General features: G+C 62.7%; 13 protein-coding genes and 1 pseudogene. 10 read left to right on the top strand and 4 right to left on the bottom strand.

Translation table 11 applies throughout. The features are described 5' to 3' along the window. Nucleotides 1–177 precede the first annotated feature (177 nt). Nucleotides 178–717 carry a carboxymuconolactone decarboxylase family protein gene (locus tag C8J98_RS05615; RefSeq protein ID WP_107911742.1) on the bottom strand — a complete coding sequence of 180 codons (540 nt, stop codon included), beginning with the start codon at nucleotides 715–717 and terminating at the stop codon, nucleotides 178–180. On the opposite strand from C8J98_RS05615, the gene C8J98_RS05610 reads away from it, so the two are divergent. Next, the gene (locus C8J98_RS05610) at nucleotides 716–1,804 is read left to right on the top strand and encodes an AraC family transcriptional regulator (protein WP_233260121.1); all 1,089 of its coding nucleotides are present in this window, start codon (nucleotides 716–718) and stop codon (nucleotides 1,802–1,804) included. The two genes, C8J98_RS05615 and C8J98_RS05610, sit on opposite strands and share 2 nt — an antisense overlap. Nucleotides 1,805–1,868: 64 nt before the next feature. Next, a pseudogene (locus C8J98_RS22260) lies at nucleotides 1,869–1,940 on the top strand (alkylphosphonate utilization protein); the annotation flags it as partial. An 18-nt stretch (nucleotides 1,941–1,958) separates the two neighbouring features. Here C8J98_RS22260 and C8J98_RS05600 read toward each other — a convergent pair. Continuing rightward, nucleotides 1,959–2,960 carry a VOC family protein gene (locus C8J98_RS05600; protein WP_107911740.1) on the bottom strand — a complete coding sequence of 334 codons (1,002 nt, stop codon included), beginning with the start codon at nucleotides 2,958–2,960 and terminating at the stop codon, nucleotides 1,959–1,961. Nucleotides 2,961–3,055: 95 nt separating this feature from the next. Beyond that, nucleotides 3,056–4,003 (bottom strand): GlxA family transcriptional regulator, encoded by a 948-nt coding sequence (locus tag C8J98_RS05595; RefSeq protein WP_199229822.1) that lies wholly within the window; start codon nucleotides 4,001–4,003, stop codon nucleotides 3,056–3,058. Nucleotides 4,004–4,280: 277 nt separating this feature from the next. On the opposite strand from C8J98_RS05595, the gene C8J98_RS05590 reads away from it, so the two are divergent. Together C8J98_RS05590 and C8J98_RS05585 are read left to right on the top strand one after the other, a co-directional pair. Further along, on the top strand, nucleotides 4,281–4,634 hold the full coding sequence (locus tag C8J98_RS05590; protein ID WP_107911736.1) for a DUF4242 domain-containing protein: 354 nt from the start codon (nucleotides 4,281–4,283) through the stop codon (nucleotides 4,632–4,634). Nucleotides 4,635–4,722: 88 nt separating this feature from the next. Next, nucleotides 4,723–7,308, top strand: coding sequence for a LuxR family transcriptional regulator (locus tag C8J98_RS05585; protein WP_107911734.1), 2,586 nt, complete (start codon nucleotides 4,723–4,725; stop codon nucleotides 7,306–7,308). Between the two features lie 64 nt (nucleotides 7,309–7,372). On the opposite strand, the gene C8J98_RS05580 is transcribed toward C8J98_RS05585, so the two are convergent. Further along, entirely contained in the window at nucleotides 7,373–9,979 is a 2,607-nt protein-coding gene (locus tag C8J98_RS05580; RefSeq protein WP_107911732.1) for a glycoside hydrolase family 31 protein, read from the bottom strand. 283 nt (nucleotides 9,980–10,262) lie between these two features. Between C8J98_RS05580 and C8J98_RS05575 the strand changes: the two genes are divergently transcribed. The 6 genes from C8J98_RS05575 to C8J98_RS05550 all read left to right on the top strand — a co-directional run bounded on the left by C8J98_RS05575 (nucleotide 10,263) and on the right by C8J98_RS05550 (nucleotide 24,099). Then, nucleotides 10,263–12,440, top strand: a complete 2,178-nt coding sequence (locus C8J98_RS05575) for a type I secretion system permease/ATPase (protein ID WP_107911730.1) — start codon at nucleotides 10,263–10,265, stop codon at nucleotides 12,438–12,440. Nucleotides 12,441–12,444: 4 nt separating this feature from the next. Continuing rightward, nucleotides 12,445–13,863, top strand: coding sequence for an HlyD family type I secretion periplasmic adaptor subunit (locus tag C8J98_RS05570; protein WP_107911728.1), 1,419 nt, complete (start codon nucleotides 12,445–12,447; stop codon nucleotides 13,861–13,863). Between the two features lie 52 nt (nucleotides 13,864–13,915). Continuing rightward, on the top strand, nucleotides 13,916–20,554 hold the full coding sequence (locus tag C8J98_RS05565) for a calcium-binding protein (protein ID WP_107911726.1): 6,639 nt from the start codon (nucleotides 13,916–13,918) through the stop codon (nucleotides 20,552–20,554). A gap of 104 nt (nucleotides 20,555–20,658) precedes the next feature. Beyond that, complete coding sequence (locus tag C8J98_RS05560) at nucleotides 20,659–21,210, top strand: peroxiredoxin (RefSeq protein ID WP_107911724.1); 552 nt, start codon at nucleotides 20,659–20,661, stop codon at nucleotides 21,208–21,210. Then, the gene (locus C8J98_RS05555) at nucleotides 21,206–21,871 is read left to right on the top strand and encodes a haloacid dehalogenase-like hydrolase (protein WP_107911722.1); all 666 of its coding nucleotides are present in this window, start codon (nucleotides 21,206–21,208) and stop codon (nucleotides 21,869–21,871) included. Before C8J98_RS05560 ends, C8J98_RS05555 begins: the two co-directional genes overlap by 5 nt. Nucleotides 21,872–21,996: 125 nt before the next feature. Continuing rightward, nucleotides 21,997–24,099 (top strand): phospholipase C, phosphocholine-specific, encoded by a 2,103-nt coding sequence (locus tag C8J98_RS05550; RefSeq protein WP_107911720.1) that lies wholly within the window; start codon nucleotides 21,997–21,999, stop codon nucleotides 24,097–24,099. The last annotated feature ends 181 nt before the right edge of the window (nucleotides 24,100–24,280 follow it).

Below are 24,280 nucleotides of genomic sequence, written 5' to 3'. Positions count from 1 at the left end.
GCTGGAAAGCGCCGGCCGGATGCAGAAGATGGCCGAGCGGTAGCGGGTGTGGCCATGCGGAACCCCTGGGTAGTCACCGGGCAAAGGTAGCCACTGCCCCGCTATCGTTCAAATGAATAATTTAATACGAAGCAGGGCGTGACATGACGCTTTAGCCGTCCGCAGATTCCGCACCGTTCAGTCGACTGCGGGGAAGTCCACATCCGTGTCATTGATGCGGTTGAATGTGTTGGTGAACACCGTCAATGCGATGGCCAGTGAGATCGCCACCAGCTGTGCATCCGAATACCCGGCAGCCCGGATATCGGCGACGGCATCGGCCGGGACCGTGCCGCTCTCCCGCATGATCTTGAGGACGAAACGAATGAGCGCGTCGCGCTTGTCGTTGCCGGTCGGCTCCATGTGCCTGATAGCCCGCGCTTCGTCGGCCGACAAGCCAGTCATCTTCCCCAGCATGGTGTGTGCCGCTACACAGTAATCACAGCCCGTCTGCGCACTCACCAACAGCTTGATTGTTTCGAGATCCTTCTTGCCCAGCCCCGCGGCGGCCAAGGCGGCCTCGGCGTTGAGATAGGCGGCAAGCGTCGCCGGAGCGAGGTGGCCCACGGCCGCAAAGAGATTGGGAACCTGTCCGCCGGTCAATTTGCGGACCTGGTTGTAGACGTCGGCGGTGGCACCGGTGGCGGTGTCGATGGCGGGGATACTGATACGGCTCATGGCGTGGCTCCTTGCTGGAGGTGGTTGGGATGGGAGGATTCTGTGCTTCCGGCCTGACATCGACGAGCCCCGATATGTGCTTTATGCTGCTCAAAAGGATCACGAGGTTTCTATGTCTCACGATATCGACTGGCTCAGCCGATTCCTGGCCACGGTGTCCGTGACGGGACGGCTGGAGATCCGCTGCTTGTACGGCGCACCCTGGAACATCACCTACATCGACTCGCCACCAGGCGAGATGCCCTACCACCTGGTGATTCGGGGCACCGCTGTCCTCGAGCCTCCACCCGGCGGGAAGCCGACGACGCTGGCGGCGGGAGATATCCTGTTGATGGTCCAGGGCGGAGCTCATGTCTTGCGCGACGTCAGTGGTCTGCCACCGGGCCCGGTGCATGAGCGTGAGGCGCTGAACGTGCTGCTCAGCGAGAACGAAGGGGAGGGCGAGCCTCTGGAAATGTTGTGCGGGCGCTTCGTTATCGCACCGCCACACGATCGATGGCTTCGACACTATCTGCCGCCGACCCTGGTCATCCGCGCAAGGAAATCCGGGAGCCACGATGAGCTACCTGCCGCGAACCGGTTGAGCCGACTCGTCTCGCTCATGCGCGAGGAGAGTGCCGATGAAGGGCTCGGCGGTTACGCGCTGTTGAACTCGCTGTCGTCGGCGCTATTTGCCTTGGCGCTGCGTGCGTCGAGCGAAGCAGACGCACCGCCTGCCGGACTTCTGTCGTTGGCTGCGCATCCGCGACTTGCGCCGGCTATCTCAGCGATGTTCAGTGATCCCGCACGCGCGTGGACGTTGCCCGAACTCGCCGCTTTGACCCACATGTCCCGGGCCACGTTCATGCGACGGTTCCAGGAGGGGCTCGGACGCTCGGCCAGCGAGTTCCTGCAGGACATCAGGATGAGCCTTGCCGCCAACGACCTGAAGAACCCCGGTCGGGCCACGGAAGTGGTTGCCGAAGCGGTAGGGTATCAATCCGTCTCGGCGTTCCGGCGGGTGTTCACGGAGCGGATCGGGATGACGCCGGGGGCGTGGCGTCGGCAGTTTACAGCCGGCGCGATATCAACTCGATCTGACGAGTAGCTTGCGAGCTGCTTCTGAGGGTTGCCACCGTACTTTCGCGGTTACTATTTGGAGTTACCGAACAGAGCACATCGAAGGGAGCTCGGACAAGATCAAGGGTCTTGTGCTCAAGGTCTGCTTTCTGAAAAAGAGCTGAGACCTTGCTCCAGAGAGGTCAGTTAGCGGCCGAACAGGTCGCGGCACCCTGCTGCATCGCGTGGAATTCGATGGAAAGCCCAAGGTCGTCCTGCGTAGGGGCAAGGAAGGACTCGCCCCACGGCCCTCGATACGTCGCCAACTTGCGCTCGTAGCCGCGCTCGACCCACCGCTGAGCCCGCCCCAGGTCAGCCACCCCGAAACTCACACCAAGAACGCGAGGGCCGCCGCTCGCCATGGTCTGCTCGGCCAGACCCGCGCCGTCCGGCTGAAGTGCCAACAGCGCCGTCGGACCGACCGGTATGCAGAATCCCTTTGCGCCCACCGCCGGTAATTCCACCGGCACGGCATGGCCGAAACCCATCTTTTCGAGCTGCCGGCGATCCGCATCGGCATCGCCCGAGACCAGCCATATCGACGAGAGCGCGCGTGCGCCGTTGGGGTGCTCGCGCGTCACGCGATAGTCGTCGGTATTGACGGGATCGAACTGGTCGGGTGCGTAGCCGGCCATGTAGTCGATGAAGAAGGTGTTGCTGGACAGGGGGGCTTTGTCGAACGCGAACAGGCGCCAGCCAGGCTTCGAGCTATCGGGGCCGGAGAAGAACGGCGTGACGGCGTAGTGCAGCGCCTGCAGCGAGCTATGGATCGCATCGACCGACGAGGAGCGGAAGCCGAACGTGCGCGCGCCGGGCCGGCCCTTCAAGGCGATCTGATCTTCCTTCATGCCCGGGTCGAACTCGGGATCCGCGCGGGTGATGCCGAGCAGTTCGATGAAGCTGGTATCCGAGAAGCGGATATAGCGGTTTGCCACCCCGCCGGGATTGCGTCCCGGCCGGACCTGGAAGCCGAGCTTGACCGCCATGACCGAGGTGGCCTCGTCGATTCCCCGGCCCCAGAGCAGGACGTGGTCGAGCCGGGTGGGGGAGGCTGCCGGTGTCGGTGCCGGACCCGCTGCAGGTGTCGAGGCCTGCACGGTACCCAGACACAGTAGGCATGCCGAAGCGAAGAGAGTCAGGCGCATCACGTACTCCAGGGCGTGCTGTTGATGGCTGTTTTTTAGGGCGCGCAGGCCACTATCCGCAAGGACAATTTCCGTGCGAAAACAGCCAGCGCCGGTCAGGCACTCGCGCTTCGACGCAGGGACTGCGGCGACATGCCGAACGAACGGACGAAGGCGCGGCGCATTCGATTCGAATCGCCAAACCCCGTCGACACGGCAATGTGGTCCAGGTTGAGATGACTGGTCTCGATCGCGATGCGGGCAGCTTCGAGCCGCAGGCCTTCGACAACCTTTGCCGGCGTCGCGCCGATCTCGCCGACGAAGGCGCGCGCAAAGTTGCGCGGACTCATGGCCGCGCGCTCAGCCAGCCGTTCGACCGTCATCGGTTCGGCAAGACGCGTACGCATCCATCCGATCAGGTCGCAGAAACGCCCGGTTTTACCGCCTTGCTCCACAAGGACCGAGTACTGCGACTGTCCACCATGCCGCCGTTGGTGCACGACAAGCTGTTGAGCCGTGCGTCGTGCGATGGCAGGACCGAGGTCGTCTTCGACGAGCGCTAACGCAAGGTCGATGCCTGCGGAGATGCCGGCCGAAGTCCACAGGTTGCCATCCCTGACAAACATGCGGTCAGCGTCGAGCCGCACGCCTGGGTAACGCAGCCGGAAGCGCTCGGCCGCGGCCCAGTGGGTGGTGGCGAGCCGTCCATCGAGCAGCCCGGCGTCCGCGAGGAAGAACGCTCCGGAACAGACCCCCGCTGCCCGGCGCCACGCGTCGCCACCGAGCAGGGCGCTGATGTCCGCCTGGCCCGCTTCGACCTGCGCCAGATTGCCGCCCGATACGATCACCGTGTCGAAGCGCCTCTGATCGATCGGTGCAGCGGCCAGGCATACGCCCGACGAACTGGGCACGATGCCGCCTCCTGGGGCCAGTACGTCGATGGTGTAGCTGTCCGGCCGGAAGCGCTCCGCCATCTCGAACACGGCGATCGGGCCGGCGGCATCCAGCAGCTGAAACCCGGGGAAAACAATGATGGCGATCTCGCGTCGCATGGGGGCCGTCACGTGATTTGCTCCAGTGGCGAGAAGGTGGCGGAACTCCCGAGGCACGTCAATTTCCCACCTTGAACACGGCTAACGTGTATTTATTAATCAATGATTTACAAGACCTATCTCGAATCCTTCGCATTCCCCCACTATGCCCCCATGGCGGCGTCCACAGCCCAAACCGAGGGCCCCCTTGGCGCAATCTGGGGGAAATCCCCGATGTTGAGCAAGGTGCGTCTTCGTAGTCTGGTGTCGCAGCTCGGCCTTGAGTTGTATTCCGCCAAGGAGCACGCACATGCCTCGCTATATCGTCGAACGAACCTTTCCCGACAAGCTTGATCTGCCCACCAACGAGGCCGGTGATCGCCTCTGCCGGAAGATCGTCAACACCAACGCTGAAGAGGGTGTCACCTGGGTGCACTCGTATGTGAGCCTGGATCGGACCCGCACGTTCTGCGTCTATGACGCCCCCAATCCGGAAGCCATCCGCGAGGTAGGGCATCGAAACAAGCTGCCCGTCGACACCGTCACCGAAGTGTCCGTGCTCGATCCGTACTTCTACTTAGGCACCGGGCATTCAGGCGTCGAGTCGGCCGCTCGCTCCCACCTGCGCACGCCCTGGCTTCCTTTCAGGTACATCGCCGCCTGAGGCGAAAAGCTTCAACTGCGGCACGTCGGTTCACTCGCTTGGAACCCGCCCGGTGCGAGAATAGGGCGGGTTTCGAGGAGTCTGTACGGTGGAACTCATCGAACGCGATTACTCCCTGCAACGCTTGCACGATGCGGTCGAGCGGGCAGATCAGGGCTCAGGGCATATCGTTCTGGTCAGCGGCGAGGCCGGCATTGGTAAGACCGCGCTCATCCGGCGGCTGGTGCGCGATCGCACCGGTGACGGAGATCGCGTGCTCTGGGGCAGCTGCGAGGCGCTGTTCTCGCCCAGGCCCCTTGGACCCATCTACGACATGGCCAACGCCTTCGATGCGGACGTGCAAGCCATGCTTGGCACGGACGGCCCTCGCGCGAGGCTTTTCACCGCCGTCCTGACCGACCTGCAACAGTCCTGTCGCACGACACTCCTGATTCTCGAAGACCTGCATTGGGCCGACACCGCGACCCTGGATCTGGTGAAATATCTCGCCCGGCGCATTCAACCGCTGCGCGCACTGCTCCTGCTTACCTATCGCGACGATGAGATAGGCGACAGGCATCCGCTGCACACGGTATTCGGTGACCTGCCGGCGGATGCGGCGATACGCGTGCCGCTGCTGCCGTTGTCTTCGGACGGGGTGGCCAGCATGGCGCGGCAATCGGGTTGTAGTGCGGACGGCATCTTCGCCACGACCGGTGGGAATCCGTTCTTCGTCACCGAAATCCTGAGGGCCGAAGGCGTACCACCCACCGTCCGTGATGCCGTGCTCGCGCGTGCCGCGCGACAGCCACCGTCGGTGCGGGCTTTGCTTGATCTGGTAGCGATCGTGCCGGCACGGGTCGAAATAGCCACGGTCGATGCCGTCCTCGCGCCGTCAGCGGAAACCATCTGCGCAGCGCTGGCGTCGGGACTGCTCACCGTCGCGGACGGCTGCTATGCCTATCGCCATGAGCTCGCCCGAATGTCGATGGAGAACGCCCTGGCCATACCCGTCGCCGCGGCCCTGCATGCACGTGTGCTGGCCCGCCTTGAATCCGGCGATGGCCATGTGCCTACGGCCCGGCTGGTCCATCACGCCGCCGGTGCAGGGGACACGACCGCGGTGCTGAAATATGCGCCGGTCGCCGCGGCTGAGGCGATCTCGCATGGCTCGCACTGCGAAGCGGCAAAACTCTACGGCATGGCACTGGCGCATGCATCGGCGTTGCCACCTCGCGAGCAGGCGGAGTTGCTCGGACAGCGCTCGTACCAGTGCTATCTGACGGACCAGGGCGATGAAGCCGTGAACGCCACCGTGAGGGCGCTGGCCATATGGAGTGATCTGGGTGACGCCACGCAGGAGGGCCACACCTTGCGCTGGCTGTCGCGCCTGCACTGGTTTGCCGGGCGCAACCGTGAGGCCGAGGTCTACGCGGACGAAGCGGTGGCGTTGCTGGAGCAGCTGTCCGAAGACAGCGAGTTTGCCTGGGCGCTCAGCAATCGATCACAGTTGTACATGCTCGCGGGACGAACCGGTGAAGCGGTGGCATGGGGCGTTCGTGCGATGGAACTGGCCAAACGCGTCGGCGACACCGAAGTGCTGTGCCACGCGATGACCAACGTCGGCACCGCGATGCACGCGCACGGTGAACCCGAGGGTAGGGATCTACTCGAGCGAAGCCTGTCCATCGCACTCGAGCACGGCTATGGCGAGCATGTGGCCCGGGCATACGCCAACCTGACCAGCACCGACGTCACCACTCGGGACTATATTTCGGCGGCACGGACGATTCGCGAGGCGTGCGCGTACTTCGCCGACCGCGATCTCGATTCCTGGGCGAACTACGTGCTGGCCTGGAAAGCCCGGCTGGACTTCGAGCAGGGACGCTGGGATGACGCCGCGAAGCTCGCCAGCCAGCTCATCGTCCGCGATGCGGTGGCGCCGGTGACACGGATCCCCGCGATGGCCGTGCTCGCGCGTATCCGCCTGCGACGTGGCGATACCGGTGCCACTGAAATCATCGACGAAGCAAGCGAACTCGCCAGCAATACGGGTGAATTGCAGAGGCTTGCGCCCATCGCGGCAGCACGTGCCGAAGCGGCATGGCTACGCGGCGATTCGTGCCTGAAGGATCCATGGGTACGGCAAACGTGCGAGATGGCCGAGCACCTGGGCGACCGCCGCGAACTGAGCGAGCTGAGTTTCTGGTGCTGGAAGCTCGGCGAGGGGAAGGGAGCATACGGCGACGGCGACGATCCCTATGCCATGCAATGGAATGGCGACTGGTCGATGGCTGCCGATGCCTGGCGTCGCCTCGGTTGTCCATTCATGCGCGCCATGGCGCTGTGGGACGGTGACGAGGGCAGCAAGCTCGAGGCACTGGCGATATTCGAGGCCCTCGGTGCTTGCGCAACGGTGAAGCTTTGCCGCGCGCAGTTGCGGCAGGCTGGCGTACGTGGTGTGACTCGGGGCCCCAGGGCCACGACCGCAGCCGACCCCGCTGGCCTGACCACACGCGAGCGCCACGTGATGAGCTTGCTGGCCAAAGGTCTGTCGAATGCGGAAATCGCACAGCGCATCGTGCGTTCCGAAAAGACCGTCGAGCACCACATATCAGCCATCCTGCGGAAACTCGACGTCTGTTCCCGAGGCGAAGCAGTAGCCGCCGCAGCCCGCCTCGGCCTGACAAACTAGCCCGCCCCGCCCCTGTCAACCCCCCCCCTGTGGGAGCCGATTCATCGGCGATGGGTGCTAGCGACTAACGCATCCTGGCCCCGAACTGCTTCCGCACATCCGCCGGCACCCCACCTTCCTCCAACGAAGCATCCAGCCGCCGCACCCGCGCACGGAACGCAGCCACCTCCTGTACAAAGCGCTCCGGGTGATAGTCGATAAGGCGATCGGCCTGCGCGGCTTCCGAGAGCTCGTCGGGGATACCGCCGAACTCGGTCCAGTGGCCCTTCAGCCATTCGACCGCCTCGCGAACGTCACGCATCTCACCCGCGAGGCCGTCGACGTCGGGCGCGTCACTGGGCCAGGTAACGTCCACCACCTGCGCGCTGGCGAAGTCGTGTTCCGGCAACGCAAGCCGCAGTGTCAGCGTGCGTCCCTCGAGCCGCCACGTGCCAGGCTTGAGCCCGGCATCACCCTCGACGCGCTGCAGGGTCTGGCCATCGACGGTCACGCGCGACGGCATGGCCGATGCGACGAAGGCCACGCTCCAGCGACGTGTCGATGCCATGCCCGCGTACTGACCTTCGCGCGGTGCGATACGCAGGCGCACCGCCTGCTTCGACCACTCGGTGGTCAGCGCGGTCCGCGCAAACGCCTTGCCACGGTAACCCTCGTCGTCGCCGGCGTCTTCGTACAATTCCGCCTGCTGGTTCTTGCGGGGATAAACCACGATGGTGCGGGCGCCGTCGTCGTTCGCGACGCTGTGCGTGGGGTCGCTGTTGGTGGGCACGATGGCGCCGGCGCGCGCGAACACCGGCACTTCGTCGAGCCGGTAGCGGGCACTGACCGTCCGGCCGCCGTGGAGCATGCGTCCGCGAGTCACATCGAACCAGTCGCCCTTGGGCAGCCACGCATCCTGTTTCGCAAAGCCGCCATCGCCAGCCGTCGCGGTAACGGGTGCCACCAGCAGGTCGTCACCGAACATGTACTGTCCGTTGGACTGGTACGCCTTATCCTCGTCCGGCCACGCGTAATACATGGGCCGCACCAGCGATACACCGGTATCGAAGGCTTTGCGGCCCATGGTGTACGTGTACGGGAGCAAGGTGTATCGCGTGAGCACGGTCTCGCGCAGCGCATCGAACTGCGCCGGTGCGAAGCGCGACGGCTCCTTGCGCAGGTCCGGATTCTTCGTCGTGTGAGTGCGCATGATCGGGCTGTACGCGCCGAACTGCATCCAGCGAATGTAAAGCTCGGGATCGATCCGGCGTGTCGCGGGGTCGCTCTCGTCACGGAAGGTATGACCGCCGAGATCGTGGCTCCAGTAGCCGTACAGGACATTGGAGGCTGTCGCGGTGAAGCGCGGCTGGAACGCCAGCGAGCCCCAGGAAATGATCGAGTCACCCGAGAAGCCGATCTGGTAGCGATGGTTACCCAGGCCGCCCCAGCGGTGATAGATGAGCGCGCGCTTCTCACCCTGTTGCTGCATGTGGGTGAAGAACACATGGTTGAGCCACCAGGTGTTGCTCAGGCCGGGCAGGGCCTTAGACTCACGCCATTGCTGCCAGTCCAGCCACCAGAAGCTCACGCCCATGTGTTGCAGCGGATCGAGCACCGCGTGAAAGAACGCCGCCATGTATGCCGGGTCCGCCGCTTCGAAGGCGAGCGGCTTCGCGGGATCGGCCTTCAGCTCGCCCATGAAACGGCCGTAGGATTCTTCATGCGGCAGGATGCCGGACGCCGGATGAAGATTCAGCGTCACCTTGAGGCCCTGGTCGCGGAGCCACTGCAACAGACGCTCCGGTTCCGGGAACAGGGCACGGTTCCAGGTGAAGCCGGTCCAGCCCTTGGTCTGGCCGTTCACGTCGTTCTGCGGGTGCACGGACGAAAGACCATCCGTGCGGTGCCAGTCCATGTCGATGACCAGAACGTCGAGGGGAATGCGGTAGCGCACGAAGTCGGCAACGACATCCCGCAGTTCGCTGTCGCTGTAGTTCCAGTAGCGCGACCACCAGTATCCAAACGCATAACGTGGCGGTAGCGGCTCGCGACCAGCCAGCAGCGCGAAATCGCGCAGCGCTGCGGTGTAATCGTGGCCGTAGCCGAAGAAAGTCCAGTCGGTGCAGTCCTGGCAAGCACGGCGATGCACCCAGGGAAGCTTTTCATTACCGAAGACGAAGCTGCCGGTGTCGTCGACCACGTGCCAGCCATCGCGCGAGAGCAGGCCGTCGCCGAGGTCCAGCGGTTTGTTATCGGCGGCGTGGCGATCCCCGTCCACTTGATCCAGCGTACGTGCCGTGCCACCGAGGTTGGCGGTGTCCTTCTGGCCCGGGTGCCAGGTGAAAGCGGGCTTCGCCTTGCTGGACGCGATGCTCAGGTTGTCGGCCGTAAAGACGCCTGCGGCTTCTTTGTAGCGCAAGGTGACATCGCTGGTACGAATGACCAGCCAGCCTTGCTCATGGGAGACCTTCGCATCGACGGCAGGGGCGTCATTGCGCGTGGCGAAGACCAGCGATGGCGCGTCCTCGAAGTGGCCCTCCTTGGCGTATTCCATGCGGATGACGCGTGGCGTAAGGACGGTGAAGCGGGCGGAGCCGCTGACGACGGATGGTGAAGCTGCCTGGGCGGCCGGTGCGCAGATGCAGATAAGGAGAAATACCGCCGAGAACAGGATCTTCCGCACTAGCGTCATTCGTCTGGGCCTGAGTAAAAGAGTGCTCAGTGGCAAACCCTACCATGTGAAGACGCCATCGCGTTTCGCTGCGGCGCTCACGAGGCGAGATGTGAGGGACATCACATTTCTGATGTGAAGAAACGGCACTGCAGTCCCGGATGCCTTCTTCGCATGGAATACTCCCGCAGGAACTTGCGAGACCCGGCATTGGAAGGGGCGGGCTGCAAGAGGGGACATCAGAATCGCTCTTCGGGACACGTGCCCGTTGAAGCGCTGCGCGTCGACGGCAAGGGAGCCGGTCATGGATGTGGTTGCGGAGCGAGAACCTGTTAGCAGGGCGAGCATTACGCAGGCGGACGATCCGCGCCGCGATAGCGTCTCCGACCCCGGGCTTGAGTCGCTGGTGTTGCTGGCCCAGTTTCATGGTGTCGCGGCCGATAGCGCCCAGATGCGGCACGCCGCCGGCATTGGCGACGCGCGGCTCAATGACGTCGACCTGACCCTCGCCGCGCGGCGCCTTGGACTCAAGGCAAGTATTGTGCAGAAGGACCTGGCACGCCTCGGTAGCGTGGCGCTGCCCGCTCTCGCGTTGCGCAACGACGGGCAAAGCTTTGTCGTGGCCAAGATAGATGACGCGCGCGTTCTGATCCACGACCCCAGGGAAGGGCGGCCGCTTCTCCTCGACCTCGAGGCGTTTGCTGACCGCTATGAGGGTCGACTCCTGTTGGTGACATCGCGAGCGATACCCGGATCTGGCCTGGGTCGCTTCGACGTGACCTGGTTCATTCCCGCGGTGATCAAGTACCGGAAGCTGTTATCGGAAGTTCTCGTCGTATCGCTCTTCATCCAGCTTTTTGGCCTGGTTACCCCGCTTTTCTTCCAGGTAGTGATGGACAAGGTGCTCGTGCACCACGCCCTGACGACGCTCAACGTCATCACCGTTGCCTTGCTCGGCATCACCGTGTTCAACGTGCTGCTTTCAGGCCTGCGAGCATTTACCTTCGCGCACACCACGAGTCGTATCGACGTCGAACTGGGTGCGCGTCTGTTCCGGCATATCCTTAAACTTCCACTGGCGTATTTCGAGGCGCGACGAGTAGGCGATACCGTCGCACGCGTGCGGGAGCTGGAGAACATCCGGAATTTCCTTACCGGGCAGACTCTGACGTCGGTCCTGGACCTCCTTTTCACGGTGGTCTTTCTTGGCGTCATGTTCGTCTACAGCGGCTGGCTTTCCCTTGTTGTCATGGTCTCGCTACCTCTGTATGGCATCTGGTCTGCCGCTATTACGCCCACTCTACGTCGTCGCCTGAACGAGAAGTTCGCGCGGGGCGCCGACAATCAGGCATTTCTTGTTGAAGCGATAAGCGGCATCGGGACGATCAAGTCGATGGCGGTCGACCCGCGACTGACCCGAACCTGGGACAAGCAGCTTGCCGCCTACGTTTCCGCAGCGTTCCGGGTGACGCGCCTGGCGAACGTAGGCCAGCAGGGAGTACAGCTGATCCAGAAGCTGGTGTCGGTCGCCATCCTCTACTGGGGAGCGAAACTGGTCATCGACGGTCAGCTGACGGTTGGGCAGCTGATCGCATTCAACATGTTGGCGGGTCAGGTCGCGAGTCCGATCATTCGGTTGGCCCAGCTCTGGCAGGATTTCCAGCAGGTCGGCATCTCTGTCGAACGATTGGGAGACATCCTCAATGCACGAACCGAGGTGGACGGAAGCCGCGCGTCGCTTCCTCCTATCAAGGGCAGGATTACGTTCGAACAGGTTTCCTTTCGGTATCGACCCGACACTGCGACGGTCATTTCCGATATCGACCTGGATATTTCTGCGGGAGAGGTCGTGGGCATCGTCGGCCGATCCGGTTCCGGCAAAAGCACCCTGACCAAGCTCATACAATGCCTGTATGTGCCGGAGCGAGGGCGGGTTCTGGTCGACGGCATCGACCTGGCTCTCGCCGACCCGGCCTGGCTTCGCCGGCAGATCGGCGTCGTTCTCCAGGAGAACTTCCTGTTCAACCGGAGCGTTCGCGAGAACATCGCGCTCTCCGATCCGGGCATGCCGATGGAGAAGGTCATCGCTGCGGCGATGCTTTCGGGCGCCCATGAATTCATCACCCAACTCCCCCAAGGTTACGACACCATGGTCGGCGAGCAAGGAAACGGACTCTCCGGAGGGCAGCGCCAGCGAATCGCCATCGCACGTGCCCTGGTGACGGATCCGAAGATCCTGATCTTCGACGAAGCGACCAGCGCCCTCGATTACGAATCCGAGCACGCCGTGATGACCAACATGCGTGCGATCTGCGCAGGGCGCACGGTAGTCATCATCGCCCACCGGCTGTCGACCGTTCGAGGCGCCGATCGGATCGCCGTGGTAGAGCAGGGCAGGATCGTCGAGATAGGAACACCGGAAGTTCTTCTGGCTCGTGAGGACGGCCACTTCTTTCGCCTCCATCGATTGCAGCGAGGCTGAAACCATGGGCTACCCCGACGATCGCTTCTCCATGCTCCGCCGGTATGCAGGCGCTCTCCATTCGGCGTGGCAAGCGCGCGGGGAATACGACGTTCCGTCGCGCACCAGGGATGAGCTGGCCTTTCTGCCTGCGCACCTGGAGCTGATCGATTCGCCCGCACCGCCCGCACCGCGTGTGGCCATGTGGTTGATCATCGCGCTGTTCACGCTGGCACTGATCTGGTCCTTTTTTGGCGAACTGGAAATGGTTGCCGTGGCAGAAGGAAAAACCGTCGCCGACTCGCGGACCAAGGTCATCCAGTCCGTCGAAACCGCCGTGGTCCGTCGCATTCTCGTCCGTGACGGTCAACACGTTGCGCGTGGTGACCTGTTGCTCGAACTGGACAGGACCGCGGCCCTTGCCGATACAAGCAAGGCCGACGACGCATGGAGGGACGCCACGCTGACCGTTCTCCGGTCGACCGCCTTGGTAAAGGCGGCGGCGCAGGGACAGCCGCCGCTGCTGATCGCGGACGCATCCCTGCCCAGGGATCTGCTTGAGCGTGCGCAAGCACTGGCGCAGGGGCAATACGTTGCCTATCGGTCCCGGTTGCAGTCATTGCAAGCCGTCGTCGTCCAGAAGCGTGCCGAGCTGGCTACGGTCGAAGCCTCCCTGCCGCCCCTTCGGTCCTTTCTCGAGGTAGCTCGCACACGGCTGGCCGATTACGAGAAACTGCTCGACAAGAAGTACGTACCACGCCAGGAGTATCTGCTCCGTAAGCAGGAAGTCCTTAGCGCGGAACGTGACCTTGTCGAGCAGAGCAGCCGGCGCGCCGAGCTTCGCTCCGCCATCCACACCGCGAGCGAGGACATGGTGTCGGCGGACACCGAAAGTCGCCGGCAATGGCTCGACGACGGTCGGCAAGCCGGGGAACTGGCTGCGCAAGCGGCGCCCGAGGCGCGCAAGGCGCGGCAGCACGACGATTCGTTGCAACTTCGCGCTCCCGTCGCCGGCACGGTCCAGCAACTCGAAGCCCATACGCAGGGTGGTGTCGTCACCGCTGCGCAGCCGCTCCTGTCCATCGTTCCCGACGATGACCCGCTTTCTGTCGAGATCACGGTACTCAACAAGGACATCGGCTTTCTTCGCGCGGGACAGCGAGCGCGAGTGAAGATCGAGAGCTTTCCGTACACCCGCTACGGCTACATCGACGGCACGCTGGAAAGCATCTCCCACGATGCGATCCAGGACGAAAAACTCGGCTGGGTTTACAGAGGCCAAGTGCGCCTGGACCGATCCACGCTTGTCGTCGACGGCGCGGAGGTTCACCTGGGCGCTGGCATGACCTTGTCGACCGAGATCAGAACCGGACGACGACGAGTGATCGATTACCTGATCGACCCGTTGCAGTCCGCCCTGCAGGAGTCCCTGCGCGAGCGTTGATGTCTTCACCATCCTTATCGTCGACTTACCCAACCTGCATGGAGCGAGGCACGTGACCGAAGTAACCCCCAAGTTCATCGAGGAAGCGCTGACGGCATTGACGCGCGCCTGCCTGAGCAACTCATTCCACTTCCTGACTGCTGCCAAGCTCGGCATCGACGAGCTTTCGGATTTCAAAGACTCGCTCGTTGCGGAGGCACTCGCATCAGCGGCTGAGGCGAATATCGCCGCTGTGGACTCCATCACTCAGATGTTCGGCCTGGCCGACAATGCAGCGTGGAACAAGGGGATCGCCAGCCTGCGAGGTTCCTTCGAATCCCAGCTCAGCAAGATGCGCGATGAATCCACTCCGATGGCCGACAAGATAAGCGAAGGCCTGAAGACGTTGAATAGTGGATTGGACGAGGGCGTCGAGGGCCTCGAAGGTCCCGCAAAGCTGCAGAACCTTCTCGGCGGGGTAAGCAAGGTCCTCGATATTGCCGACTTCAAGAAGGCGATCTGGGAGGATGACGTAGGCAAGTTTGTCGGCATAGTCACGGGCTCGATGACGACCGTTGTCAGCACGGCGTTCACCCTCGCTCTCGTCGCCGAACTGGGGTTGACCGTCGGTCCGGCCCTGATCCTTGTGGCGGCTGCTACGTACGCGTCATCGGAGTTTGGCGATGCCGTCGGCGATAACATCAACGAGCTTCTTGGTAAAACGAAGTTCGAATCGGACGCTGCGTTCATGAAGCGCGTCGTGAGCGACTCCGGAAATACGCTACTGCCGAACCTGCATGTGCGACTAATCTCCGGCGATGGCGGCGACAACGCGTTGGCGGCGGGAGCCGGCATCCGGGCATCCATCTTCGGGGCAGACGGTAATGACACCCTCCTTGGCGCCGAACTGGGCGATTGGCTGAACGGGGGAAGGGGCAACGACAGCCTCCAGGGCGCCGCAGGCGAAGATCGCCTGATCGGCGGCGAGGGCGATGACTTCCTGGTAGGCGGCACAAGCAGTGACACCCTTGATGGCGGGCTCGGCGACGACACCTATCAGTTTACGGACGCCGACTTCGCCCTGGCGGATGGCCACGCGAGTGTCGACACCATCATCGATGGCGACGGGATCGGCAAAATCACCTTCAACGGCCAGGTCATTGCGTTGGGCAATGCGCTCGACGGGGTGATATCAAGAGCCGGTTCCCAGGGTTACTTCTGGCAGACCGCGGACGCGCTGTTCAATGTGCTGATCGGAGAGCCGACACAGACGCAGACGCGCGACCTTATTCTCGTTTACCGCCCTACGAACGCTCGCATCGTAGTCCACAACTGGCGACCCGGCGATCTCGGCATCCGGTTGCAGGACTACAACATGCCGGGTTCGGCGGAGAATCCATATCAGCTGACAAACGGCGATGATCTCGTCGGGACCGATGGCGACCACGATCCGAACACGCCGATCAGCGGCCGCGATACGATTGCCGGCATGGACGGAAACGACGGCATCGACGGCGGCTACGGCGATGACGACCTGGATGGTGGAACAGGTTCGGACGTTATCCTGGGCGGCGCGGGGAACGATCGCATCCATGGGGGCGATGGCGACGACTTCATCATGGATGCCGCTATCGCCATGAACTGGAAGCGGTACTCCGAAGCCCAGCTCGCCGAGCTGCGGGCTGATCCCGACGTTCTCGCCCTGGGTGCAGGATGGTATGTCACCGCCGACGGCCTATGGGCGAACTCGAATTCGAATGATGCCTTCACTTTCCTGGATCCGAACGTCGCCCCGGGTGGAAACGATGTCATTTACGCCGGCGACGGAAATGACGTTGTCCGTTCAGGCGAGGGCAACGACATCGTCTACGGTGAAAACGGCAACGATCAGCTGTCCGGGGGAGCCGATGACGATGTCGTCAGTGGCGGCGACGGCAATGACATCATCCGCGGGGATCGCAACGATGCCGCCGGTTACACCATTGCTTCGACGGCAAAAGAGTTCGGCGATGACACGCTTTCAGGCGACGCCGGTGACGACGAGATCCTTGGTCAAGGCGGTGACGACACTATTTATGGCGGATCCGGCAAGGACAGGCTGTGGGGAGATGACCCGTCGCTGGCAGCGATCCACCACGGAAACGACTACATCGACGGTGGTGATGACGACGACTACCTCGAGGGTGGAGGCGGAAGCGACACCCTTCTAGGCGGAAGTGGCAACGACACGCTCTGGGGTGACGGCGACCCGACGGTTCTCGCCGAGGTAAACCACGGCAATGACACGCTCGATGGTGGCGACGGAGACGACATTCTGGCGGGCGGGGGCGGCAACGATGTCCTGCTGGGAGGCGACGGTGCCGACATTCTTCATGGCGACGACGTCCTGGGGCACGTCGCACAGGCGTTCCATGGGGCAGACGTTCTCGACGGCGGCCAGGGTAACGACTATCTCGAGGGCGGCGGCGGCGATGATTCGCTCTCCGGAAGCGACGGCGACGACACCCTTTGGGGGGACGCGTCCGTGTCCGGACTGGACAGCGCCTATCAGGGCAGGGACATCCTTGATGGCGGCGCCGGCAACGATCACCTGGTCGGTGGCGGTGGCGCTGACACGCTTGCCGGCGGTGACGGTAACGACATCCTGGAGGGCGATGCGGATGTCGCTATCGTCGCGACCAGCGCACATGGCAACGACATACTCGACGGTGGCGCCGGTGATGACATCCTCGTCGGAGACGGTGGGGATGATCAACTGGCAGGCGGGACCGGGGCCGACACCATCTACGGCGATCGCCAGAACCTCGCCGAGGCTGCCCACGGCAACGACCGTCTTGATGGCGGCGATGGGAATGACATTCTTTACGGCCAAGGGGGGAATGACATTGTCGTTGGCGGCAACGGCGACGATTACATCGATGGGGACGATGCGATTGTCAGCGAATCGGTTCAGGGGAACGACACCCTCGATGGTGGTGCCGGTAATGACTCGATCCGCGGACGGGGCGGCAACGACATTCTGATAGGCGGCACAGGCGTGGACGCGCTCGATGGCGGCCTGGGTAACGACGAATACCGGTACAAGATGGGTGACGCGTCCCAGCCGGGGTATTACGACTCGAACGGCTACTACATCATCGAGGGCATCACCGATGAAGACGGCTCGAATACGATCGTCCTCGATGTTGCAAGCACTAGCACGTCCCTGAGCCTGGTTCGTAACTACTATGGCATCGGTGATGTCGTCCTCAAGTACAGCGACAGCGATTCGATCTATGTCTATGACGGGCTTCGCGAGGGCGGTTTCACAGTGCGTTTCAACGATGGCGTTTCCATGACGCTCGATGAGATCGCCCGGCGGACACCGTTGGGGAGTTCCGCCGACGACACTATTTACGCGTTCGACTACGCCGAGACAATTAATGCGGGCCTGGGTTCCGATACGGTCTACGCCGGCGCCGGTGATGACGTTATATTCGGTGGCGACGGTAACGACCGTCTGTACGGCGAAGACGGAAACGACACTATTTACGGGGAGAACGGCGTCAATTCCATGTATGGCGGCAACGGAGACGACCTGCTCGTCGCCGGGGCCGGGTTCGGCTACATGGACGGTGGCGAAGGGAATGACACGCTGGTCGGCGGCGCGGGTAACGACACCATGGCCGGCGGCAACGGCGACGACCGCTTTGTCATTGGCCGGAATGGCAGCATCGACACGATCGACGACGCCCTCGGCATGAATGTCATTGCATTCTCGGGCTTCGACCTGAGCAAGATGTTCCTGAGACGGTCGGATACCTCGCTATCGATCAGTTTCACCGACGCCTACCAGAGTTACATCAACGTCGCCAACCTGTTCGACAGTTCGACCGGTCATGCCAAGCGAGGCTTGGTTGTCGAATTCAACGGGGTGACATACGCCTACACCCCCGAGATGATCGAGCAGGAAGTGGTTCGCGCGACGAGTATCGGCGGCCAGATCAACGGTGGTCCCGGCGACGACCACATCATCGGGTCGGATCAGATGGACTACCTCTACGGAAAGGACGGCAATGATCTGATCGAAGGGGGTGCGGCGTCCGATACGCTCGACGGCGGCCAGGGCAACGATAGCCTGCGGGGAGGCGCCGACGACGACACCTTGTCGGGCTCGTACGGGAGTGACCTCTATCTTTACGGACTGGGCGATGGTTCCGACAGGGTCACCGACATCGGCTACGCGACCGACATGGACGAGATTCGCTTCGACAGCGGCATCGCGGTAAGCGATGTCACCTGGCGGCGGAATAACAACGATATGATCCTGACCATCCGGAATTCGGGATCGATCACACTGGTTGGCTTCTTCATTTCCGCCAATGCGTCACAGATCGTCGACGGGATTCGTTTCGCAGATGGAACCTACCTGTCCACCATTTCCATGGCCATGCAGTTGAACAAGGGAACGGAAGCGGACGATATTCTCGTTGGCCTCACCCTCGACGATACGCTTGAAGGACTGGGTGGAAACGACAAGATATCCGGTGGTGACGGCGCGGACATTATTGTTGGTGGGAAGGGCAACGATGAACTGTATGGCCAGGCAGGGAATGACACCTACCAGTACGCACCTGGCGACGGGGTCGACATCATCGATACCTATGCAGGCAATCCGGGACCCGGTGCCGACGTGCTTGAGTTCCTGGCGGGGATATCGTCAACCGACGTGCTTCTCTATCGCGGCGCGGATGTCGGATCGACCACGGGCGCCGGGGATGACCTGATTATTGTCCTTCCGAAGACGCACGGCCAGGTGACCATACGCAACTACTTCCAGACGGATCAGTCACATCGTCTGTCCGACATTCGATTTGCCGACGGGGTCCATTGGGATGCAGCGCAGGTCGCCTCACGCGCGACAAACCTCGCCGGCGATGCGACCGTCATGCCCGGAACTGCGGGTGACGATATCTTCGTGGTCGACAATCGGGCCGATGTCCCCGGCTCAGGGACCCTTCCGCAGGGTGTCGACACCGTGTCGACTGCGATCGATGGGTACGTGCTGCCGGACCGCATCACCAACCTCATCCTGACAGGGCCTTTGAGCAGTGCCGGAACCGGTAACGTCCTGAGCAACACAATCACAGGAAACGACGGCGACAACCGCCTGTCCGGTTCGGTCAACGTGTTCTATTCAGGCAAGGACACGTTCGTCGGGGGCAAGGGCGACGACGTATATGTCGTGGACTGGAGCAACCCGTATTACATCGTCGACAGGGGCTACTACGACGATACGGTCGTCGAGAAAGCCGGTGAAGGCATCGACACGATCGTGAGCTATTCGTATAGCGCCGCGCTGCCGGATAATGTCGAGGTTCTGGTCGACATGTACGGTTCCTCGTCAGTTTTTACCGGGCATAGCGTGCTGGTAAGCGCGCAGCGCTGGCTTCAGGGAAACAGCCTGGACAACACCATCGTGGGCGGCGTGTCGTTTATGGGATTCGGGCTGAACATCGACGGTGGGACCGGAGCCGATCTGATGTACGGCGCCGACAGCAACGACACCTTTTACGTCGACAATGTCGGGGATCGAGCCATCGAGTTGCGCGGCGACGGTGGTGGAACCGATACGGTGAGGACGTCCGTTAATTTCACGCTTGAAACGAACGTGGAAAATATCATGTCCGTGGGGTCCGCAGGCCTCACACTCCGGGGAAACTCGGGTGCCAATCAGCTGTACGGCAACGACAATGGCGGTGTGGACACGCTCGCCGGCGGCGCCGGCGACGACAGCTACTACCTGGGCGCGGGCGACATTATCGTTGAGCTCGCGGGCGAAGGAAGCGATACCGTCTACCTTTCCGATAACGCGAAGACGTACTCGATCGCGAACTACCAGAATGTCGAGAACCTGGTCCTGACGGGCGGCACCTTTGGCTCTGCCGCCACGGTCACGGGTACGGCGGCTGACAACACGATTACCGGGGGCGTGTATGGCGATACGCTCATCGGTGGGGATGGCAATGACCGACTGACCGATAACGCAACCTACGTTGTCGATTACGACTTCCTGATCGGAGGCAACGGGAATGACACGCTGATATCGATGCGCGGTGATGACACGCTTGACGGAGGTGCGGGTGATGACTCCTTGCTCGGCGGCGAAGGATCCACGACGTACTTGTGGGGCCGTGGCGATGGACACGACACCCTTGTATCGGAACGGTCGCTCAACAATGCCATCGACGTACTGAGCATGCGCGGAAACGTGACCGCCGCGGACGTCTCTTTCAGTCGGAACGACCTCGACGTGGTGATAACCATTGATGCAACGGGCGACACGTTCACGATCAAGCAGTTTTACTCGCCCTATACCGCGGGCCAGGTAATGGATACGATCGAGCGCATCGACTTCACTGATGGGACGAGCTTCAGTCGGAGCGACATCGCCGACCGGACAGGTAGCGAAGTTGCCCAGGGGCAGTCGCTCGCAGGAGCTAAGCCGTCCGACGCTGCTTCACTGGTCCAGGGTGGAGCCTACCTGCCGCCATCGGCGATGAGCCAACAGGTCAGTCTGCTGGTCGCAGCCATGTCGCAGTTTGGTACGGCACCCGGTCATGCCGGAACCCATTCGTTCGACGAGTCGATGTTTGCTGGGATCGCGCAGCCCGGGTCGAATCACAGTCTCCAGTGGAAAACGCCTCCAGTTACCGATCTTCACGTGTTTTGATCCGGGATCCAGCGCGGCACGCGTGCCGCGCTGGGCATCCAGGGCGCGGCTTTTGACGTATATGTATCCTGTTGTTCTTCCCATTGACTCAGGAGACCGTTGTCATGAAGCCACTAATGACCCTTGTTGCGCTCGCACTGGCCGGTACAGCTGCCCTCGCGACCCCCGCTTCCGCTGCCCTGAAGGAGGGCACGCAAGCGCCGGACTTCACCGCGCCGGCCTATCTTGCGGGCAAACCGTTTACCTTCAGCCTGGCCGATGCCCTGAAGAAGGGCCCGGTGGTGGTCTACTTCTTCCCCGCCGCGCATACGGACGGCTGCAACGTCGAAGCCCATATGTTTTCGGAGGCCATCGACAAGTTCAGGGCGCTTCATGCGACGGTTATCGGCGTGACGGCGGGCAATACCGGTGAGCTCGCCGCGTTCTCGACCGAGAACGAACACTGCGGCGGCAAGTTCGCAGTCGCCGCCGACGAAGGCGCGAAGATCGCAAAACAATACGACTCGACGCTGATGATCCGGCCGGGCTGGTCGGACCGCACGTCCTATGTGATCGCCCCGTCGGGCAAGATCACGCACGTCTATTCGAGCCTCAAGCCGCAGAAGCATGTTCAGGAGTCGCTTGACGCGGTGAAGGCGATCGAGGGTACTCATTAATTCGCGAAACTGCGCGGTCTTCGATCTCGACAAGACGCTGTTATCGGCGGATTCGACCGTGGAGTGGATGCGCGGCTTGCTGCTGGCGTCACCGCTGAAGCTGATCGCCGCGCTGCCCGTGCTTCCGGTGGCGCTGGTGATGCTGCACATGCCGTCGGCGAGGCGCATGGGCGCATCCATGTTGCTGTGGATTGCCGCGTTCGGGCTCGATCACGTCGCGCTGGAGCAGAGCATCGATGCTTTCGCAGTGCGATTTGAGCAAGGCATGCGATCGCTGCGCTGGTTCGATGACGGGATGGCCACGCTAAGGCAGCATATCGCTCAAGGCGATCGCGTCGTCATTGTCACTGCCGCGCCGCAGTGGCTCGCCGAGCGTTTGCTCGTGTCGTTTGCCGGCGATTTGCAGGTCATTGGCTCGGATCTGCGAAGCGCAGGTGGCGGCTGGATCTTGCAGCGACATTGCCGCGGCGGCGAGAAGTGCCTCATGCTCGCCGAGGCAGGTTACGGGCAGGCGTGGCGGTGGGCCTATAGCGACAGCGCCGATGACGCACCGATGCTTGCTTGCGCGCAGGAAGCCTTTCTTGTCAATGCGAGCGCGAAGGTCCAGCGGCGAGCTGCCGCGCGCGGCGCATCCCGTGCTGTCATGGTGTGTTGGCGGTAGAGGAAGTGTGATGCCCATTGCGGTTTGACGTGGGCGACGCGGCAGTGGGTGAGAGCGTCCGCAAACTGTCACAACCCGTCGTGACAATCCCCCGTGCAGGGGACAACCAGCGCACGGGGACACGCATGACCATCCAGGATCGACGGCATTTCCTGAAGCTTTCCCTTGGCGCCGCGGGCGCCGCACTCACGGCATCGGTCGTGCCGCCGTCTATCCAGAAGGCGCTGGCGATACCGGCGGCACGACGCACGGGCACGCTGAAGGACATCGAGCACGTGGTCATCCTCATGCAGGAGAACCGCTCGTTCGACCATTATTTCGGCGGCATGCGCGGCGTGCGTGGCTTCGGTGATCCACGGACACTCACCCTTTCAACCGGGCGTTCCGTCTGGCACCAACCGTTAACCGCCGGCAGCGACGACTACCTGCTTCCGTTCCACCCCAAGGCGGATAACCTGGGCCTGCAGTTCCTCGAAGACCTCCCCCATGGCTGGAACGATACCCACGCTGCCTTCAATGCGGGCAAATACGACCAATGGGTGCCGTCGAAGGGGACGACGACCATGGCCTATCTGACGCGCCAGGACATTCCGTTCCACTACGCGTTGGCCGACGCCTTCACCGTGTGCGACGCGTACCACTGTTCGATCCTGTCCTCCACGGATCCCAACCGTTACTACATGTGGACCGGCTACGTCGGCAACGACGGTCAGGGCGGCGGACCGGTGCTCTCCAACGCGGAGCTGGGCTACGGCTGGACGACCTATCCGGAGCGTCTGGAAGCCGCCGGCGTGTCGTGGAAGATCTACCAGGACATCGGTACGGGTCTCGACGCTGCGGGCGGCTGGGGTTGGGGTTCCAATCCGTACATCGGCAACTACGGCGATAACTCGTTGCTCTACTTCAACCAGTATCGCAACGCCGAGCCCGGCAATCCGCTCTACGACAAGGCCCGCACGGGCACGAATACGCTCAATGGCCAGTCGCTGTTCGACATCCTGCAGAAGGACGTCATGGCCGATCGCCTGCCACAAGTGTCGTGGATCGCGGCGCCCGAAGCCTATACCGAGCATCCCAGCTGGCCAGCCAATTACGGCGCCTGGTATATCGACCGCGTGCTCGATGCGTTGACTGCCAATCCTGAGGTATGGAGCAAGACCGCGCTGTTCATCACCTACGACGAGAACGACGGCTTCTTCGATCACATGCTGCCGGCGTATCCGCCAGCGACGCGCGACCGGGGCTTGTCGACCGTCAGCATCGACGGCGAAGTGTATCCAGGCGGCAACGGCTTCAATCCAGGTGTTTACGGTCTGGGCGTGCGTGTTCCCATGCTGGTCGTCTCGCCGTGGAGCAAGGGCGGTTGGGTGTGCTCGGAAACCTATGACCACACCTCGATCCTGCGTTTTCTCGAGCAGCGGTTCGGCGTGCAGGAGCCCAACATATCCGACTGGCGGCGCGCCGTTTGCGGCGACCTGACGCGTGCCTTCGACTTCGAGGGCCACGATGCGCGCGTGCCGCAGCTGCCACCAACGAACGCCTATGAGCCGGACCGTGGCAGTCACAGTGATTTCAGTCCGACGCCGCCGACCAACCAGCACCTCCCGCGACAGGAGCACGGGCAACGCCCGGCGCGTGCACTGGGTTACGCGCTGGAAGTCACCGGCAAGCTCGACCAGGGGCAGGGAAGATATGTCCTTGGCTTCGGCAACACCGGCGAGATCGGCGCCTGCTTTAGCGTCACCTCGTCGCTGCGCTCCGATGGCCCGTGGACGTATACCGTGGAAGCCGGCAAGTCACTATCCGACTATTGGACGAGCTCAAACAGCGGTGATGCCTACGACCTTACCGTGATCGGGCCGAACGGGTTCCTTCGCCAGTTCAGCGGCAAGCAGCCCGAGACGGGTGAGGATCGCCGACGTATCGCACTGCCCGAAGTCACGATGTCGGACGGACATCATCCGGGCGAATTGCATCTTGTGCTCAGCAATGAAGGCGGGCGTCCTTGCGCGATCACCGTCCAGGCGAACGCGTACCTGCATCAACAGCCTCAGCGTTATTGGCTGCAACCGGGCGAGCGGGCAGAGGCTCGATTCGACATCACCGGGTGCGACCACTGGTACGACCTGACAGCCACCAGCGATGCCGATCCGTTGTTCTTGCGGCGGTTTGCGGGGCACCGGGAGACCGGGCGGGCTTCTGTGTCCGATCCGGCCCTCGGTGGCTGACCATCCCGAGACACCTATCTGCAGGATGCCAGGTTAGGGTTTCTGCCGGCGCGTGATCAGCCTTTTCCCTATGGGTCTGCGAGGCAGTTCGCCGCGAACATGATGCCGCCCGCCATGCCGTGCATGGCGGTACCGCCGCGGCGACGCGCCGCGGCATCTCCATACCGGCGAAAAGGAACGC

The sequence above is a fragment of the Luteibacter sp. OK325 genome, from assembly GCF_003050935.1.
GTDB lineage: Bacteria > Pseudomonadota > Gammaproteobacteria > Xanthomonadales > Rhodanobacteraceae > Luteibacter.
The sequence above is the reverse complement of the archived record's forward strand: the minus strand, read 5'-3'. Positions and strand labels throughout refer to the sequence as shown.

Coding starts and splice junctions, on each gene's coding strand:
- C8J98_RS05610 (WP_233260121.1), top strand. CDS start 716: ATGGCGTGGCTCCTTGCTGGAGGTGGTTGGGATGGGAGGATTCTGTGC.
- C8J98_RS05615 (WP_107911742.1), bottom strand. CDS start 717: ATGAGCCGTATCAGTATCCCCGCCATCGACACCGCCACCGGTGCCACC.
- C8J98_RS05600 (WP_107911740.1), bottom strand. CDS start 2,960: ATGCGCCTGACTCTCTTCGCTTCGGCATGCCTACTGTGTCTGGGTACC.
- C8J98_RS05590 (WP_107911736.1), top strand. CDS start 4,281: ATGCCTCGCTATATCGTCGAACGAACCTTTCCCGACAAGCTTGATCTG.
- C8J98_RS05580 (WP_107911732.1), bottom strand. CDS start 9,979: ATGACGCTAGTGCGGAAGATCCTGTTCTCGGCGGTATTTCTCCTTATC.
- C8J98_RS05575 (WP_107911730.1), top strand. CDS start 10,263: ATGGATGTGGTTGCGGAGCGAGAACCTGTTAGCAGGGCGAGCATTACG.
- C8J98_RS05570 (WP_107911728.1), top strand. CDS start 12,445: ATGGGCTACCCCGACGATCGCTTCTCCATGCTCCGCCGGTATGCAGGC.
- C8J98_RS05560 (WP_107911724.1), top strand. CDS start 20,659: ATGAAGCCACTAATGACCCTTGTTGCGCTCGCACTGGCCGGTACAGCT.
- C8J98_RS05550 (WP_107911720.1), top strand. CDS start 21,997: ATGACCATCCAGGATCGACGGCATTTCCTGAAGCTTTCCCTTGGCGCC.